The sequence below is a fragment of the Adhaeribacter soli genome, from assembly GCF_008727925.1.
GTDB lineage: Bacteria > Bacteroidota > Bacteroidia > Cytophagales > Hymenobacteraceae > Adhaeribacter_A > Adhaeribacter_A soli.
This window is the reverse complement of sequence record NZ_VTWT01000002.1, coordinates 317,019-333,878: the sequence shown is the minus strand read 5'-3', so window position 1 is coordinate 333,878 and position 16,860 is coordinate 317,019. Positions and strand designations below refer to the sequence as shown.

Below are 16,860 nucleotides of genomic sequence, written 5' to 3'. Positions count from 1 at the left end.
TTGGGAATTGTTTGGAATTAGGGTTTTCTGTATCTGCTATTGCGTTCGCATATGTTTTAAAAGCGGTTCAATTAATGCCGAAGATTGAAACTTTAACAATCAGCAATTAACAATCAGCAATCAACAATTTAACAATTCAACTAGTCCCGTTGCTGTGAATCGAGGATAATGGTAACCGGTCCGTCGTTGAGGAGGGAAACTTTCATGTCGGCGCCGAATTCTCCGGTCTGAATGCTTTTTCCGAATTCGGTTTCCAGTTGAGCGATGAATTTTTCGTACAGCGGAATGGCAATGGCCGGGGGCGCGGCGTTGATATAGGAGGGGCGGTTGCCCTTTTTGGTATTGGCGTAGAGCGTAAACTGACTGATGAGAAGGATGTTTCCGGCAACGTCCTGCAGGCTCAGGTTCATTTTACCGTCGGCATCGTTAAAGATCCGCATCTGCACGATCTTTTTCGAGATCCAGGCAAGGTCTTCTTCCGTGTCGGAACCCGTAAAACCGGCCAGCAGTAATAAGCCCGTACCGATCTGTCCTTTCACCTGGCCGTTTATGCGTACAGCCGCTTCGCTTACCCGTTGTATGATTACCCGCATCTGTTTCAGGATTAGTTTTATCTTTTTACCTTCGGCCGGCAATTTACGGCTTCCATGAATTATAACGTAAAAGTTTTTTTAAGCTATTACCTTCCGGTTACGGTATTGCTGCTGGCCTTGCGGTATTATCTGGTAGGGCAGGCTGCTTTTCCGGATTATGATTCGGTGCGAAACTGGGAAATAGTTCAGGAAGTGGCGCAGGGGAAATTTCAGAACGTTTTCCACCACCGGAGCCCGGCGTTTTTTTTGTTCTACAGTCTTTTCGTTCCCCTTATCACTGACTTTCACCAGTACATTTATATAAACGCATTATTTGGAATAGCGGCCTTACTGGTGCTGGTGAAGTTCACCAGAGAGGTACTGGGTTTAAAACCCTGGGAAGCTGCATTAATGTTGCTCCTGATTGGCAGTTGTGTGTTTCTGACGTATTCAGGAAGGTTCTTTACCATCGAATCGCCCAGCCTGCTGATCTTTATACTGGTTTTAAAAACGTATTATTACCGGTTTCTGGAGCACAGCCGAAAAAAGTTATACCAGACCTTGCTGCTGGTGGCTTTAGGCCTTGCTTTAAATTATAAATTTCTTTCTTTGTTGCCGGTGGCATTGGTCTTGGAGGTCATCTTCCGCGACGGTGTACTAAACTTAAGAACTGCAGCAGCCGGGTTTCTGATCCTGATAAGTCCTTACCTGTTCTTCGCCTTGTTTTCGGTTGCGGTGGGCTTGCCTTTTTACCAGTTTCCGGCAACTTATTCCGGTATGGTAAATTTTACGGCGAAGAATCCGGCGCAACGTTCCGGAAAATTCCAGGCCGACTTTTTTTACTATTTTAAATACCTTTTTTATTTCGAATCGCCCCTGGTATGGGCCGGCCTGCTTGGTGCTGTCCTGGCCTTAAATGATGCTTTTAAGAAAAGCTTCAATCTGTACGGTTTTCTGGGGTGGGTCTGTTGCGCAATTCTTCTGGGAATGTCTTTACTCCTGAAAGCGCCCCGGGGCCTGCTTTTCGTTTACCCGCTGCTTTATTTGTTTGCTTTCTTAACTCTCAGGCATTATATCTCCTCAAACCGGATCTTCATTCCTCTGATTTTGGGCAGTGTGGTTTATAATCTTTACAGGCTTGAGCAGGAAGTGTATTCCTATTCCAAAACCAGTTATGACGATGTAGCCCGCTACCTGCAGGTAAATCAGGTAAATAAAATAGCCGGAACCGTTAGCTTAGGATTAAAGCCTTATTTACCTGCGGGTTATGCTTATGAAGTTGTTTTAAAAGACCAGGACCTGAATACTTTAAAAGAAAAGGGTTTCCGGTATGTGCTGGCAGACGATTACCGGAAAGTAACCAACATAAAAGAATTCGATTACCTGGAAAAGCAGCCAGCAGTTATTGGTTTTAAAGAACCCTGGTGGCAAAGCAAACTTATTTACCTGGAGCACTCCGAATTTACCGGCCTGGGCTTTGAAGAAACCTTAGCCCTAAGAAAGGAAGCTTTAAGCGATACCTTTCAACTCAGATTAGTTAAAATCCCATAAATGTAAAAAGCCGGTTATAAAACCGGCTTTTTACATTTATGGGATCTTTCAGCGGTGCTGCTTATGGTAATTTGAAAGCAGGGTAAGCGTTTACATTTACTTCCGGAATCTTGGTGCCGAAGCCGGTTGCGTCCGGATTTGTAACTACGGGACTGTTAAGGGCCTGAATAATGCAGTTGGCAACCAAGGCCTGTCCTCTTGGAGTTAAGGAAAAATTATCTAGAGAATAAAAGCCACCGGTTATAGGATCCAGGCTGAACTTCGTGCCATTGTAATTGATGCCTCGTTGTAACTGATCGAATAACCCTTTTACATCTGCAATAATTACTTTTTTGCTGTAAGCGGTTGGGTTGGCGGCTGGTACAACCGTATTATAGAGTAACTCCTTAATATTGGTGTTTATTTTACTGGTTCTGGTATCAAGCTCACCTACCTCAGTAGCATCCAGGACCTCTTCATTCGTCAGCGGATTTAACTCGCTGAGGCCATGAGGAACAATAACATCAACGCCATTCACGTTTCGTGTATCTAAAGCCGGGTCCCGGCGGTTCAGGTTTTTCAGGCCTTTAGCCAGTAAAACATCATCGAAGCTGATCTTTACTACGTCGCGTACTCCTACAAAGGGCGTTCTTTTTTTATCAACCCAGATAAATATTTCGCTGTTATTATTTTCCTGCTGGATCTTCTTTTGTAATATGGTTGGGTCCGGCACAAGGCGCGCGAAAGCAAATTGTTTTACCGAGGGCAGATTAAGGATTACGCCAGGTCGGGTACTTGCAAATTTGTTGTTTTCCTGTTTTCTGATCCGGCTTAAGGAGTCTAATAAACCTGCTACTTCGTTCTTGTAAGTTGTTTCATGAAGCTGGTTGATGTTGCCACAGGTTCCACCGCTTGATGCGTAGCTGATAATGTCGCTGATCCCTACCCAAAGGGTGAAAAAAGTAGGATTCGACCTGGCAGCAATTGCCTGGTAAGTGCTATTATCGCTTGGTGCCAGTAAACGCTGGTAAAAAGGGTTGCCTGCGTTTAAGCTGGTTTGTTTAAACTGATTGATCTTTAAACCCGGAACTCCGAAGTTTTGCAAAGCATTCGTTTCTTCGTTGCTGTTGCTGTAGCGCTCATACGGGCCAAGCTGGGTGGAAGGGTTGCAGCCCGAGTAAATGAATTTCATCATTTCCTCGCCGCCCGTTATTACTGGCTGGCCATTTTCGAATCCTTTCAATTCCATTACCGATGGGGTAGGGGAATTAAAATAAGGCTGGTTGAACTGGGTTGGACCGCCAATAAGGGCAAATTGCTGGGCCAGGATATTCGGATAAGCGTATTGCTGGCTTTCCCGGCTTACGCCGCCGTTCATATAACCGGCCGTGTGGTAGTCGCCAAAAGCCGCGTATTTGCTGAAGTCCAGCTTTGCGTCGCCAGCCGAAGCGGCAGGAGCTTCCAGGTCCGGTTTGCAGGCATTAACCAGACCAGTTAATGCAATACCTGTAAGTAAGTATAAAATGCGTTTCATATACAGGAATTAAAATTTATAATTTAAACCCAGACCAATACCATTTACAAGCGTGCGGTACGTACCGGCAATGCTGGAAATATCTACCTTCGAAATATCTGTAGTAGCACGGCGCTCGCTTACTTTTTCGAATACGTAGGCAGCGTCCAGCTCAAAACGTTCCGAGATCCGGTAGCTGGCGCCGGCGGTTAAACCTAAGCGGCCGCCGTCCGGCAGGTCAGGGGAAATATATTCGTCACGCACCGGGGTTTCGTCATAAAAAGCACCGGCCCGGAAAGCAAATTTACCGTTCGGGGTGTATTCGGAGCCTACACGGAAAGACATGGCATCTTCGTAACGGCGGCCGGAACGGGAGTCCGGCGTAGCCTGGTTTTCGAAGTTGAAGTTCAGGGAATCGTAGCTCGACCAGCCGGTCAGGTTAAATTCGAAGGAGAGTACCGTTTTGCTGTTAATGCGGTTCGAGAAACCTACCGAAAGGGTAGAAGGCAGCTCCAGCTCCGATTTAAAGTTCTGGTTCGGGAACCGCTCGCTTAAAGAAGCAGGAACGTTGGTGAAAGTGGCCTGTCCTTTGTCGAGGTTGAATTTTACGCCGGAACGGTAGGTAATTCCGAAGAAAACCTCGTCTTTCACCTTTCCGAAAATACCGGCATTATAACCAAATCCTGATGCTTGTCCGGTAAGTTTTACATCGCTGTTAAATTCCCCGATGCGCCGGCGCACCAGAACGTCGCCATAGGCGTAAACCAAACCGGCTCCAAAGCTGAAATTTTGGGTAAAGCGGTAGGAAACCGTAGGCTGCACATAAAAGGTTTTCAGGTTTGCTTCCTGCGTAACCGCGTTGCCTTCCCAGTTGTCGTCCCATTTGGTGCCTAAGCCGAACGGGCTGTTTACGCTCAGTCCCACGCTTATTTTCTCGTTTAAGGGCACAGCCACATACAGGTAAGAAGGGAAGAAATTCTGGCCTTCCATTTCGGTAACCGCATTGGTTCTGTTGCTTAAGAATTTGGTTCTCGGCATCAGTAAAGTAGATCCCACGCTTAAGTACCGACCCGAATCCAGCATGGCCATGGCGCCCGGGTTAAAGTAAGCCGCAGAAGCATCTTTGTTATAAGCTGTGAAAGCCCCGCCCATACCAAGCGCTTTTTGCCCTTGGGTGTTTACCTGAAAGCCGCCGGCCTGAACCAGAAAGGCTGCCGAAGCCAGGTAAACTGCTAATAGAATTTTTTTCATGTGTTTTTAATAAACGCAATTTGGTGCAAAGTTACAAAACGGCGGCCGAAGTCCCGGTACAAATCAGGATATAAATTATTATTTTTCCTTTAAATTTTCAGGTTTATAAACTCGGACTAAAAGTTTCCCGGAGTACAATTTGAAATGGGTAAACGTTTCATTTTGAGAAACTAAAGTTTATCGGGGGAATTGCCTTTTTATTGGGTGGCTCACTTTATTTCAGGATGCTATTTTCCTGAAAGGAAAATGCTGATACCAAGGGTAACGCGTTTCTAAGAAAAAATTTTACAGGTGACTTTACAGGTCAGCAAAACGATATGTTTCAGGTATGAAAATGTCAGAAATCGCTTTTGTCGTACCAGGAACGCATTTTCCAGGGATCGCCTTTTCGTTTGCGCACCAATACCAGCCGGGCCGAGCCTACTCCCTGGTAAACGGTGGCATCGTCCTGGTTAATGCTTAGGTTAAAAGCCCGCTCTACCACGGCCATGGTGTCGGATAAGGCGGTGTCGGCCACAATGTACTGGTTCCATTGCAGGGTGGTGGAGCGCACGTTGCGGAAAAGCTTATGGGTGGCAGCCATTTCTACGTCGCGGGTCCATTTTACTTCGGTGTTGTTGCTGAAATCGAAATACGTGAAGGTAAAACCCGGGGCTACGATCTGGCCATACAAGGTGGAATCGCGCAACTGGTAAGCACTCCGGAACCAATCGAAAAAGCCGTCTATTTGGGTGCGGTCACCGAGTAGTTTGTTCGGGTCGCTTACCGCATCGTCGAGGCCGGGCGCGAAGGGGTTGCAACCCCAGCAGGTTGCGGCCAATACCAGCAGAACGGCTGATATTAACGGGCGATGCAATATTTTTTTAAGTCGCTCCAGCATGTTTGGTTTTCCCGGCTGTCTTCCCAGCGGGCAATTTTCCATTCGGTATTCCGGCGGGTGAGGATCAGGCGCATCTGGCCGGTAAAGTTGTGGCTCTGCAGGGCTGTATCGGTCTGGGAAGTTTGCAATTTGTATTTATAGAACTGCTCCAACGAATCGGGGGTGAAGAAGTTTTCCCGGGTTTTGGTAAGTTCCAGTACATTCCTTGCATTGCCGGCACTTTTGTTTTTCAGCCCATTAAAATAATCGCGCTCTTCCGGCACCGACCAGTTCTGAAACAAAAAGGTACTGGCTCCCTGGGTGGCCGGGTCCGGTAAAAAACGGAAACTTGAGGTAAAGCAGCGATCGTAAACCGAAACGTTCAGGCTGCGCACCGCATTGCTGAAATTGCCAATCAGAATTTCAGGCTGGGTGGGGGAGGTCCACTCGCTTACGGTTTCGGGTTTGGGGGTTTCCGGATCGCGCAGGTTAAAGCAACTGCTGGTAAGCAGCAATAAGATTGCCCAAATTGGTCGTTGCTTTTTCATTCATTCTGAAATTAACTTTTAAAGTTAAGGAGAAAACCCTGCTTTGGCAATATTTTTAAGCTAAGAAATTATAGCATTTCCAGGTTAAGCCCTTGTTGGTAAAGTGTTTAAAAGCTTCTGGAACGTTAAAGCCTTTGCAAGGCGGAAATTTTAGCTATTTTTGCTGCTTACCTTTTGCGAATGCCGAAGAGATTTATATTTTATTTTGGGGTATTGCTGCTTCTGGCCGGGCTGGGTTATTATGGCTACAGCAAATGGGAAGAAGCCCGCGAAAAAGTAGATCTGTGGACGCTGGTGCCCGATGACGCCGTTTTCGTGATCGAATCGGGGAACCATACCCAGTTCATAGACCGCCTGAAGCGCACCCAGGTCTGGGAGTCGCTTTCGGAGGTAACGTATTTGCGGCGCCTGGAAGACAACCTGGCGCTGGTAGATAGCATTGGTGGCCGGAAAGGCGACCTCTTCCGGTTTTTAGGCCCCAAAACCATGCTTACTTCGGCGCACGTGGTAAGCAAAACCGATTACGACCTGGTTTTTTACCTGCCGATCAGTACTGTTAAAGAGCACCGCTACGTCCGCACGCTGGTCGAGAACCTGGAAAAGAATAAGGTTTTCCAGCACAGTTCCCACACCTATCAGGGTATTCAGGTTACCGAATTAAAGAACCTGAACAACGCCGGGGTTATTTCTTATTTTTCCTACCGGAATAACCTGGTCATCAGTCAATCGCCGGTGTTGCTGGAAAGCATTATCCGGCGCATAAAAAGGCAGCAGTTAGCGTCGGTAAAGGCAGGTTTTAAGAATATCAATTACCTGAACCAGGAAAAAGTATACGCCAACGTTTTTATAAACTACCGCAACCTGCCGCCTTTTCTCCGCCTGTTCTTTAAGCCGGAACTGCAGCCGGCCATCGAGTACCTTTCGGGGCTTTGCCGCAACAGCATGCTGGAATTCAAGCTCGAAAACAACAAGCTCTTCCTCAACGGATTTTCGAACCCGGAAGACCTGCATGGAACCTTTCACGAGCACATAGCCGGCCAGAAGCCAAAGCAGTTTTTAATGCAGCAGTTTATTCCTAACCGGATGGCCGTATTGCTGCACTTCGGCCTCGACCAGACCAGCCGGATGCGCCAGTTCAATAATCCGGGGCCGGAATTGAACACCCCGATGTCAGCCCTGACCGATAGCCTGGCTAATTTCTTCGGCGGCGAACTGGCGCTGGGTTACCTGCAAACGTACAACCCGGCTGCTTCGCCGGAAAAAGTGGCGGTTGCCCAATTAGCTGCCCCGCTAAAAGCCCTGGCGCTGTTAAACCACATGGTATCGGTACAGAACCAGGAGGCCGGAACCATTCCCTACAAAGAACAGAAAGGCCGCTACACCATCCGGATGATACCTGAGCCGGAGCTGCCGAGGAAACTGTTCGGGAAATTGTTCTCCGGTTTTGAGCAGACCTACTTTGTGCAGGTAGAAAATTACGTGTTCTTTGCCGACGATGTGGTTACGCTCCGGAGTTTAATTGCCGACATTGATGCAGAAAACGTTTGGTCAAAATCGGTGGCGCAAAAAGCTTTTCTGGAAGAAACCCAGCACGAAACCAACTTCAGCCTTTACGTGAATTCGGAGAACGCCTGGAATATGCTGAACCGGTACGTAGCTCCCGATAAAAGGACCAGCCTGCTCCGCAACGAAGACCTGATAACCGATTTCAACCAGTTTTCCCTGCAATTCAGCGCCGTAGATAAGCAATATTATACCAGTATTTTACTCCGGCAGCAGGATGCCCTGGCCATTGAAGATCAGAAAGCCGATACTTTTGAAATTGAGAAAAGCGTAGCTTTCCGGAGCAAAGTGATCCGGGGGCCATTTCCGGTGCGCAACCCGCTAAACCGGAGCCTGGAAATGGTGGTGCAGGACTCCAGCCTGGTTTTGCACAACGTAAATGCAGACGGGAAAATAACCTGGTCCGATTCGTTGCAGCAAGCCTTGGCCGGGGAAGTAATTCAGGCTACGTTCGGTTCCGACGGAAAAACCAAATACCTGTTTGCTACCGAAAATAAGATCCATTGCCTCGACCGTTCGGGCAAGGAAGTAGCAAACTTTCCCTATTACCTTCCGGACAGCGTGCAGATCCAGCGGTTAACGGTAGTGGACTGGGATAACCACGGCGACCACCGGCTGCTGGTAGACGATGACCTGGGAAATCTTTATCTGTTTGACGAAGCCGGCGATCTGCAGCCTGGATGGCAGCCGGTTAAACTGGAAGCAAGGCTGGCAGCCGAGCCGCAACTGGTTCGGGTGGGCGCTAAAAACGTAGTGCTGGCGGTGCTGGAGAATGGTTACGTATATGCGTTGAACGAAGAAGGGGAGCCTTACCCGGGTTTCCCGTTCAGCGTGGGCGGGCCGATCAATTCGGGTGCTTTCGGGAAAGCGGGCGTTAATTTACGGAAGTCGGAATTTACGCTGGTTACCGTGCGCGGCGAAGTTATTACGTTTAACCTGTCCGGGGAAATTACCAAAAGGCACCAGCTGGTGCGGCCGGACCGATACGCCCGGTTTACGTTAATTCCGGAAAGCCATAAAAAATCGTTCCTGATCGCGCGGCAAAGCCAGGGCCGGGTAACGTTACTTAACCCGGAATACCGCCTATTGCTGGAACGGAATTTCTTTACCTCCTCGCCTAAAATTGTGCAGTACTTCCTTTTCGGCGGCGAGCGCATTGTGTACGTTATTACCGAAACCGGTCCCGCAAAAACCTACCTCTTCGATGGCAAAGCCAAACCGATCGGCAACCTGGTAATTGAAAACCGGATGCCGGTAAGCCTGTTCTACAACGAGCCTACGGATCAATACCAGCTTTACAAGGTATATGGCCGCGAGCTGAAAAAGATCTCCATTAAGCGGTAGGTTTGGTAATGGCTGCAGTCTTCGGCTTGCGGTTAGTATTCTAAATAGGAAGGAAATGACTTAGGCAATCAATTCCTCTCCTCGGAGGGTTAGGGGGGGGTTAAACCTTACCGGGAAATGGACGAAACTGTTTTCAGCTGCATACCAACTCATTCTTTTCTTTTTCTTTTAGGCAGCCCCAACTTTTTACCCACCCTAACCCCTCCGAGGAGGGGAATTATCGAATAACGTTAGGATTAGCATTTAGCAAGAAGCTGGCTAATAAACATCTGTCATCCTGAGCGATAGCGAAGGACCTCGTCGGCTCCTTGTAGTGAGGTTGTCTATAGAAAGCCAACGAGGTCCTTTGCTATCGCTCAGGATGACACTTAGCAGACGGCACCACCACTGGTAACCAACTTTTGTTGTCATATTCCTTTGAAGAATTTCATACAAAATTTTCCCTAATCAGGATGACAGCAGTATTTATGAAATATGCCTAGAACTTACTCAGCCAGCCCTTCCGGTAAAAGAAGATAAGCTGCAGCGTAACCAGCGTAACCATGACTACAACCAGCGTAATATAGCCGTAGGGGTTGTAAAGTTCGGGCATGTTGTATTGGTTTACGCCGCCGGTTTCCGGGTTTTCGCGGGAGAAGTTCATGCCGTATAGGCCTACAATAAAGCTGAGCGGAATGAAGATGCTGGAAATAACGGTTAGCACTTTCATGATCTCGTTCATGCGGTTGCTTACGTTGGAAAGGTAGAGTTCAATTAAGCTGCCGGAGGTTTCCTTGTAGTTTTCGATCAGGTCTATAATATGAACCGTGTGGTCGTAGGTATCTTTAAAGTAGATTTTCAGGTCTTCGGGAATAATTTCGGCCGGCGACCGCAGGATCTCGTTTATTTTATCGCGCTCGGGCCACATGATGCGGCGCATCTTTACAATTTCCCGCTTTATGGATAAAATGCTGCTCAGTACTTCTTTGCCCGGCGTCTGAAAAAGGCAGTCTTCCAGGCTGTCCAGATAATCGCTGAGCTGGGAAAGTACCGGGAAATAATGATCGAGCACCACATCCATAATGGCGTAGGCCATGTACATGGGCGGTTTTTTGCGGATAATGCCTTTGCCGGCGCGGATGCGTTCGCGGAGCGGATCGAGGCAATCGTTGTGGTCGCTCTGGAAGGTTATTACGTAGTTGGGGCCGGTAAAAATGCTGAGCTGGTCGTCGTCTATCAGGTGGTCGGCGGTGAAAGTTACCATGCGCGAAACAATAAACAACGAGCCGTTTTCTTCTTCCACCTTGGGCCGCTGGTAATCGTTAATCACGTCTTCGAGCTGCAGCGGGTGGATGTTGAAATCGCGGGAAATAGCCTCCAGTACTTCCAGGTTCTGGTAGCCGCGCACGTCTATCCAGTGGCGCTGGTGCGGCCGCATTTGTACGTAAACCGCCAGTTCTTCGTAATGCTGAAATTCGATCTCGTGTAATTCGGTTTCGTCGAAGGAAAGCAGGAACAGGCGGGTGGGCAGGGCATTTTCCGCCACGTACAGGTAGCCGGGCTTGCGGCCGACTTTTGTTTCGAGCTTGTTCTGTTGCAGAATGCGGGGCTTTTTCCAGCCTACCGGCGCGTGTTTATGCGAATTACCTCTATGCGTTTTAAACATTTTTCCGTTTTTTCCTTCAGAAGATAGCGTTTTTCCGGCGGTTTCGTTACAAAAGCGTTTCGGTTGTGGCCGTAACGCCGTCAATTTTACGGAACCGAGTTAGGGCCTGCTCCAGCATTTGGTTCCGGATCTCGAGTTCCATTTCACAGGCAAGTTCAAATTTCTGGTTCAGTACGGCCAGGTTCAGTTCTTTTACCAGACTCATTACGTCATTCATCTGGGCATATTCAAATTCCAATTTTATTACGGAAGTTTCGTGCTTTTCTATTACCGGCGCGCTGGCCAGGGCATCGGCCGTAGCGGTTTTATACGCGTGAATCAAACCTCCCACGCCCAGTTTGGTGCCGCCGAAATACCGCACTACAATAACCAGCACGTTGCTTAAACCGGAAGAACGGATCTGCCCCAGAATCGGGTCGCCAGCCGAGTGGTTGGGCTCGCCGTCGTCGTTGGCCCGGTACACTTTTTTAGCCGCGCCCAGCAAATACGCATAGCAATGGTGGCGGGCATCGAAATACGTTTTCCGGACCTGGGCTAAGGTTTCCTTTATTTCTTCTTCGTTCCGGACCGGGTAGGCTAAGGCAATGAACTTGCTGCCTTTTTCTTTGTAGAGGCCTTCGGCGGGAGCCACCAGGGTCTGGTACGTATCGGAAATGGGGTTTTCGGGAGTTTGCACGGCAGTTTGTTTGCATTCGCGCGTTGCCTTTGGTGCCGAAAGTGCGGCAGGCAAGCGGTTTCTGCAAATTTATAATTATTTTCGCTGCCGCCGGCCGACCGTTCCGGAAAGGACTTTTACTTTTTCAGCCCGTATGCCTAGCCTTTTGCGGAACTCCCGTTACGAATGCAGCGAAACCGTTGCCGGCCTGCCGCAACCTTTTGCCTTCGATCCCTACCTTTTTTTAAGCCCCGATCACCTGCTTACCCAAAGCGAAGATACCTTACGGGTTTTTCAGTTACTCGACCAAAAGACAAATATCATTGCAGCCCATTTTCCGGTTTTTCAGGCTTCGGATAACCGGATTTACAGTCCCGGCCGGGCGCCTTTCGGAGGTTTGCAGATTGCCCCTGATCTTCCGCCGGAGGTGCTTTTTGATTTCCTGAAGCAAGTCCAAAACACGCTGAAAGCATCCGGAAATGGTACGGAAATCCGGTTAAAAACCGCTCCGGTTGGATATGCGCCGGCCGAAGCTGCTTTGATAACGAATACGTTTTTAAATTTAGGCTTTCAGGTTTCAGCTTCGGAAGTAAATCATCATATACCCGTTTCGGAATTTCCATTTGCGGAGCAGGCTTTTGATGCCGCCCGGCGGCGACTGGAGAAATGCCGGCAGGCCGGGTTTGAATTTCAGGAAGAAAATGCCGGGTTTTTACCGGATGCTTACGCTTTTATTAAAAGTTGCCGCGAGGAAAAAGGCCACGATTTATCGCTATCGTTCGAGGCATTGGAGGCTCTTTTCAGGCAGTTTTCGGCAGCGTTCAGCCTGTTTTCGGTGCGAACGCCGGAAGGGGAACTGGCTGCCTGTACCGTTGTCGTGCGGATAAACAAAGACGTGCTGTATAATTTTTACCCGGCCAGTCCCTTGCGTTTCAATCACTTCAGCCCGGCCGTAATGCTGGTGGAAGGTTTGTATGGCGTTTGCCAAAAAGGAGGTTTCGGGATTTTAGACCTGGGTACTTCGGCCTTGCCGGAAGGCCCGAACTTTCCGCTGATGAATTTTAAAAAGCACCTTGGCGGGCAACCTTCTTTAAAGCTCTCCTTTATTTATCGAAGTTAGTACATAGTCAAGTTGATTTTCAGAAAGTGGGATTACAAATCCCACGGCTCGGTTAAGACGGAATTACAAATTCCGTCAAGCAAATGCTATAAATTAAATTGACAGTGTACTAGCTGTTCATTTCTATCTCTTAACCGGTTGGTTTTTTTCGTTAAAAAAGTAGCGTTTTTAAACCGGAATCTTGCCGATGCGGCGGTAATCCGTATTTTGCAGGCTCATCTGAAAGGCAGCGCATGTGGAAGTTTGTAAAGTTGACGGGCTGGTCGGCGGTTTCGGTGGTTTTCCGGACCGGCAGCACGCTCGTGCTTAATAAACTGGTTGCGCTTTCCTATGGCCCTGCGGGCATTACGCTGCTGGCGCATTTTCAGAACCTGATCGCGCTTTTTACCACCCTGCCCAACGATGGCGTGAACGTAGGCGTGATCCGATTCCTTGCGCCGGAAAAGCCGGATACTGCCAATTTCCGGAGTTACCTGGTAAGCGGGTTGGTGCTGAATCTGCTCATCTTTATTCTGGTGAGCAGTTTTCTGTTGCTTTGGCCCGAAACGTACTTCGAACCTTTTATTCCGGGACTAGGCGAACCGGAAAAAACGGGATGGTTCCTGGCATTTTTTGCCGGTATTTTGCTGCTTCAGGCGCTGTTTTTTGTAATGACCGTCTGGCAGGCAAAGCAGCAATTGCATTGGTATTTACTCATGCAAATCGGTTCGGCAGCAGGAGGGCTGGCTTTGGCGGCTAGCGTTGCTTTTTCGTATTCGCTACCCATTACGCTGCTGGCTTACCTGGTCGGGATGGGCTTACCGGTTTTAATTTTAGGTTTATGGCGCTGGCGAAAGACCTCCGCTGCCATCTTAAAGTTAGCCGGCCAACGAAAGCATTTCCGGCAGTTGCTCGTTTTTTTAGGCATGGGCGCCAGTGTTTTGATCAGCTCCAAACTAGTAGATTTCTGGGTGCGCGATTACATGATGAACAGCTTCGGCGTAAAGGAATCCGGTTTCTGGCAGGCGGCTGCCAAGCTTTCCGATAATTACACCATGGCCTTTTTGTCGGTGCTCGGGCTGGCTTATTACCCGCAACTGGCCGCCCGGCTTGGACAGCCTGCCAGCCTGAAGGAATTTATCCGGCCGGTTTTCTGGGGCCTGGGGGCGGCGGCTTCGGCAGGGCTATTGCTCTTTTATTTCCTCCGGGAATGGGTGCTGCTGCTGCTTTTTCAACCGGAGTTTTTGCCGGCTGCCAAACTACTCCCTTATCAGCTTACCGGCGATTTTTTTAAACTCACTTCGTGGTTGCTCGCTTACCTGACCATGGCCCAGGAAAAGGTGAAATTATACATCGGCGTGAACCTGGTTTCGGCGGCCTTGTATGGCTTGCTGGTTTGGTGGTTTACCCAGACCTTCGGGCTAAGTGGCGTGGTGCAGGCGCATTTCTGGCGTTACCTGCTTTTCTGGTTATTTTTGTTCGTGTGGTTCCGTAAATACTTGTTTTAATGCAGCCGCTCGTAACCATAATCTGCCTTTGCTACAACCACGCCCGCTTCTTACGCGAAGCGTTGGATTCGGTGTTGAACCAAACCTATCCGAACCTGGAAATAATAGTGGTGGATGATTTCAGTACCGATAACAGCCGCACCATAATTGAAGAATACGTTCGGAGGCATCCGCAAATAAAATACCTGCCCAGCGAAAAGAACCTCGGAAATTGCGCTGCTTTTAACCGGGCCTTCGAAATATCCAAAGGCGAATTCATCATCGATTTTGCTACCGACGATGTCTTAATGCCAAACCGGGTAGTCGAACAGGTTGCTGCCTTCGAAAAACTTGATGCCAGCTACGGCGTAATTTATACCGATACAGAATTAATTGATGACAGCGGCAAGCATTTGGGGTATTTTTACAAACGCGATAAAGCCGGAAAACCCCTGAAACCCACGCCGACCGGCGAAGTTTTTTCCGACGTACTGGCCCGCCATTTTATCAGTACCCCCACCATGATGATGCGCCGTTCGGTATTCGAGAAACTGGGCGGTTACGACGCTTCGCTGGCCTATGAAGATTTCGATTTCTGGGTACGGTCGGCGCGTACATTCAAGTATTATTTCCTCGATAAACCGCTTACCAGAAGAAGAATTCACGCGGCGCAAATGTCGCAACAGCAATACAAACCCCACGATAAACAGATCTTCTCTACCATTGCCGTTTGCCGGAAAGCCAAAGCATTAGTACAGAACGAAACGGAAAAACAGGCCTTGGTTACGCGGGTAAAATACGAATGGAAGCAGGCAATTTTATGGCAGAACCGGCAGGCAGCACAGGAGCTTTTTGCGTTGTTGCAGGAGCTTGGATCGGTGCCTTTAAAATATAAAATGTTGCAGGCGTTGGTAGCTTTACCTTTGCCGCTTGCCACTTTCCGGAAAATGTATTTTCGCCTTCGTGGTTGAAAAACGAATCATACCAAGGCGTAAATTCAGGATTAAATTAGATTAATTTTTTTTTGCAGATTATAGCGCAAGCGTCCGCTTGTGCTTTCTATTAGCAGACCAGGTAATTACGCAAGCACAAGCGGACGCTTGCGCTATATCAATTATTGAGAGGCGCTATGCACGAACTGGTTCTATTTTACTTGATAAAGCAGCACCTTGCCTTTGTGTGCTATTAACTTTTTCTCCGGATAAAGCCGGTTTATTTCCGGTTCCTGAATGGTTTGCCATTTAGCCATATCAGGGTTCGATAAGTTGCTTCGGTTTACCAATAAATATACTTTATCATATTGGCTGAAATCCGTTCCGGCTTCCTTGTATTGCCTGTACTCGTAATGCGGGTTTCGCTCAAATCCGTAATGAAAATCGTACATAAAATTCTGCCAGCGGTCACCGATCACTAAGTTCCGGCCCGATTCCTGGTTTAGGTATTCCTTTACGATCTTGTTTTCCTCCTGAAAAGACATCAGCGAAGGTTTGTACATAAAATACAAAGGCCGCAAACCTAAAACTGCCGCCAGCATAAGCACGGTAAACAGATAAGCGTTTTGTTGTTTGCCAGGTTTCCGCATTTTCCACCACAGGAAGGTGAAGAAAACCGCCAGCGGCGCGTACATCAGAACCGTATTGCTCCGGTCCAGAAAAGTGCTGACCAGAAATAAAAAGGCAAAAAGGGCGCAAACGCTACGGTTTCCGGTTAAAAACTGCTGCAAACCAAACGCGCCGGCCAGGCATAGAGGTGGCAGAAGATGCGTGATCATGCGCGGCAGCAAACTTATCGGGTTGTAGAACTGCAGAGAGGTGCTCCCGAACCAGAACTGAATAAGTACCAGAAAAGTCAGTAAAAACCAGAAATAAGCAGGCTCCAGGATTGGGCTGAATTTTCTGAATTTCAGGCCCGGTAAAAGCCCGAGGGCAAAGATTAGTGGCAGCATGATCCCGCTACCGATAAAGAAAAACAGCGGCGCGGAAGTAAGCCGGGAAAACAGTTTGGCAGCATCGGTTGGTGCAGGTGCATCGCCGTGGTAAGCGGTATTGGTTTGCTCGATCACATGGAACCGGTACAGAAAATCGCCGGTCCGGAAATGGTAGTACCCAAAGTAAAAAGCCAGTACCAGAATTCCCAACCCGGCCGACCAGAGCCAGAACGCTAAACGCTTCTTTTGAAAAAGGTCCTGGAGAAACAGGAAGAGGTAAAAAGGCAGGTAGTAGATAATGGTTTCTTTGGTAAGGAAAGCCAGGAAGTTGAACAACACAAACCAGGCGACATAAAGGAGTTGTTTTTGCCCGGCTGTCTGGTAGCGGAACCTGTACAATACTGCTACCGCCGCGAAGGCAAAGAACATCAGAATGTTGTCTGAAAACAGGTAAGTGGCCAGGAAAAGCGTATGGAAATACAAGCCCAGCAGAATCATTCCGAAAACGGCTACCTTCGGATTTTCTTTCCGGTATAAAAAATAAATGAGCCCGGAACAACCCAGTGTACATAAAAGCGGCCAGAGGGTGGTAGTGTAGATATTAATGCCGAAAAACTTGTAAAACAACGCCACCGGCGCAAAGGTCATGAGGCGGTGCGTGAGCGGGTTGGAGGCGTGAATGGTAGGGGTAACGGAAAACGTTCCTTCTGCAACCTGCCAGGCATATTTGGCATACCCATAATCGTCGATCCAGTAAAATCCTTCGTGCGCAAAAATGAAATAAGCCAGACTGAAAACCACCACCAACAGCAGCACCCAACCAGGAGAAGCAAATAAACGGTTCAGGAAATGCAAAGCTCTGGTCAT

Annotated in this window: 13 protein-coding genes; 5 read left to right on the top strand and 8 right to left on the bottom strand. The window is 48.4% G+C overall.

Annotation, left to right across the window (positions count from 1 at the left end; translation table 11 throughout):
- Positions 1–140: 140 nt before the first annotated feature.
- The gene (dtd, locus tag F0P94_RS04865) at positions 141–593 is read right to left on the bottom strand and encodes a D-aminoacyl-tRNA deacylase (protein ID WP_150902689.1); all 453 of its coding nucleotides are present in this window, start codon (positions 591–593) and stop codon (positions 141–143) included.
- 54 nt (positions 594–647) lie between these two features.
- Here dtd and F0P94_RS04860 point away from each other — a divergent pair, with 54 nt between their 5' ends.
- Positions 648–2,123, top strand: a complete 1,476-nt coding sequence (locus F0P94_RS04860; protein WP_150902688.1) for a hypothetical protein — start codon at positions 648–650, stop codon at positions 2,121–2,123.
- 61 nt (positions 2,124–2,184) lie between these two features.
- Here the strand turns inward: F0P94_RS04860 and F0P94_RS04855 are convergent, their stop codons facing one another.
- The 4 genes from F0P94_RS04855 to F0P94_RS04840 form a co-directional block, all read right to left on the bottom strand.
- A complete protein-coding gene (locus F0P94_RS04855) occupies positions 2,185–3,636 on the bottom strand; it encodes a hypothetical protein (protein WP_150902687.1) in 1,452 nt (483 codons plus the stop codon).
- A gap of 9 nt (positions 3,637–3,645) precedes the next feature.
- On the bottom strand, positions 3,646–4,866 hold the full coding sequence (locus F0P94_RS04850) for an OmpP1/FadL family transporter (protein ID WP_150902686.1): 1,221 nt from the start codon (positions 4,864–4,866) through the stop codon (positions 3,646–3,648).
- Positions 4,867–5,203: 337 nt separating this feature from the next.
- Positions 5,204–5,686, bottom strand: a complete 483-nt coding sequence (locus F0P94_RS04845; protein ID WP_191906919.1) for a hypothetical protein — start codon at positions 5,684–5,686, stop codon at positions 5,204–5,206.
- Between the two features lie 20 nt (positions 5,687–5,706).
- Entirely contained in the window at positions 5,707–6,273 is a 567-nt protein-coding gene (locus tag F0P94_RS04840; protein WP_150902684.1) for a hypothetical protein, read from the bottom strand.
- 180 nt (positions 6,274–6,453) lie between these two features.
- Here F0P94_RS04840 and F0P94_RS04835 point away from each other — a divergent pair, with 180 nt between their 5' ends.
- Complete coding sequence (locus tag F0P94_RS04835) at positions 6,454–9,180, top strand: PQQ-binding-like beta-propeller repeat protein (RefSeq protein WP_150902683.1); 2,727 nt, start codon at positions 6,454–6,456, stop codon at positions 9,178–9,180.
- Between the two features lie 478 nt (positions 9,181–9,658).
- Here F0P94_RS04835 and corA read toward each other — a convergent pair whose 3' ends face one another.
- Both corA and F0P94_RS04825 read right to left on the bottom strand, forming a co-directional pair.
- Complete coding sequence (gene corA / locus F0P94_RS04830; protein WP_150902682.1) at positions 9,659–10,825, bottom strand: magnesium/cobalt transporter CorA; 1,167 nt, start codon at positions 10,823–10,825, stop codon at positions 9,659–9,661.
- 46 nt (positions 10,826–10,871) lie between these two features.
- A complete protein-coding gene (locus tag F0P94_RS04825) occupies positions 10,872–11,555 on the bottom strand; it encodes an IMPACT family protein (protein ID WP_394349663.1) in 684 nt (227 codons plus the stop codon).
- A 79-nt stretch (positions 11,556–11,634) separates the two neighbouring features.
- Between F0P94_RS04825 and F0P94_RS04820 the strand changes: the two genes are divergently transcribed.
- From F0P94_RS04820 to F0P94_RS04810, 3 genes are all read left to right on the top strand, one after another.
- Positions 11,635–12,600, top strand: a complete 966-nt coding sequence (locus tag F0P94_RS04820; RefSeq protein ID WP_191906918.1) for a GNAT family N-acetyltransferase — start codon at positions 11,635–11,637, stop codon at positions 12,598–12,600.
- A 233-nt stretch (positions 12,601–12,833) separates the two neighbouring features.
- Entirely contained in the window at positions 12,834–14,087 is a 1,254-nt protein-coding gene (locus F0P94_RS04815; protein WP_150902680.1) for an MATE family efflux transporter, read from the top strand.
- Positions 14,087–15,037 carry a glycosyltransferase gene (locus tag F0P94_RS04810; protein ID WP_150902679.1) on the top strand — a complete coding sequence of 317 codons (951 nt, stop codon included), beginning with the start codon at positions 14,087–14,089 and terminating at the stop codon, positions 15,035–15,037. Before F0P94_RS04815 ends, F0P94_RS04810 begins: the two co-directional genes overlap by 1 nt.
- A 173-nt stretch (positions 15,038–15,210) precedes the next feature.
- On the opposite strand, the gene F0P94_RS04805 is transcribed toward F0P94_RS04810, so the two are convergent.
- On the bottom strand, positions 15,211–16,860 hold the full coding sequence (locus F0P94_RS04805; protein WP_150902678.1) for an ArnT family glycosyltransferase: 1,650 nt from the start codon (positions 16,858–16,860) through the stop codon (positions 15,211–15,213).

Coding starts and splice junctions, on each gene's coding strand:
- F0P94_RS04820 (WP_191906918.1), top strand. CDS start 11,635: ATGCCTAGCCTTTTGCGGAACTCCCGTTACGAATGCAGCGAAACCGTT.
- corA (WP_150902682.1), bottom strand. CDS start 10,825: ATGTTTAAAACGCATAGAGGTAATTCGCATAAACACGCGCCGGTAGGC.
- F0P94_RS04835 (WP_150902683.1), top strand. CDS start 6,454: ATGCCGAAGAGATTTATATTTTATTTTGGGGTATTGCTGCTTCTGGCC.
- F0P94_RS04810 (WP_150902679.1), top strand. CDS start 14,087: ATGCAGCCGCTCGTAACCATAATCTGCCTTTGCTACAACCACGCCCGC.
- F0P94_RS04850 (WP_150902686.1), bottom strand. CDS start 4,866: ATGAAAAAAATTCTATTAGCAGTTTACCTGGCTTCGGCAGCCTTTCTG.
- dtd (WP_150902689.1), bottom strand. CDS start 593: ATGCGGGTAATCATACAACGGGTAAGCGAAGCGGCTGTACGCATAAAC.
- F0P94_RS04855 (WP_150902687.1), bottom strand. CDS start 3,636: ATGAAACGCATTTTATACTTACTTACAGGTATTGCATTAACTGGTCTG.
- F0P94_RS04860 (WP_150902688.1), top strand. CDS start 648: ATGAATTATAACGTAAAAGTTTTTTTAAGCTATTACCTTCCGGTTACG.
- F0P94_RS04805 (WP_150902678.1), bottom strand. CDS start 16,860: ATGACCAGAGCTTTGCATTTCCTGAACCGTTTATTTGCTTCTCCTGGT.
- F0P94_RS04840 (WP_150902684.1), bottom strand. CDS start 6,273: ATGAAAAAGCAACGACCAATTTGGGCAATCTTATTGCTGCTTACCAGC.
- F0P94_RS04815 (WP_150902680.1), top strand. CDS start 12,834: ATGTGGAAGTTTGTAAAGTTGACGGGCTGGTCGGCGGTTTCGGTGGTT.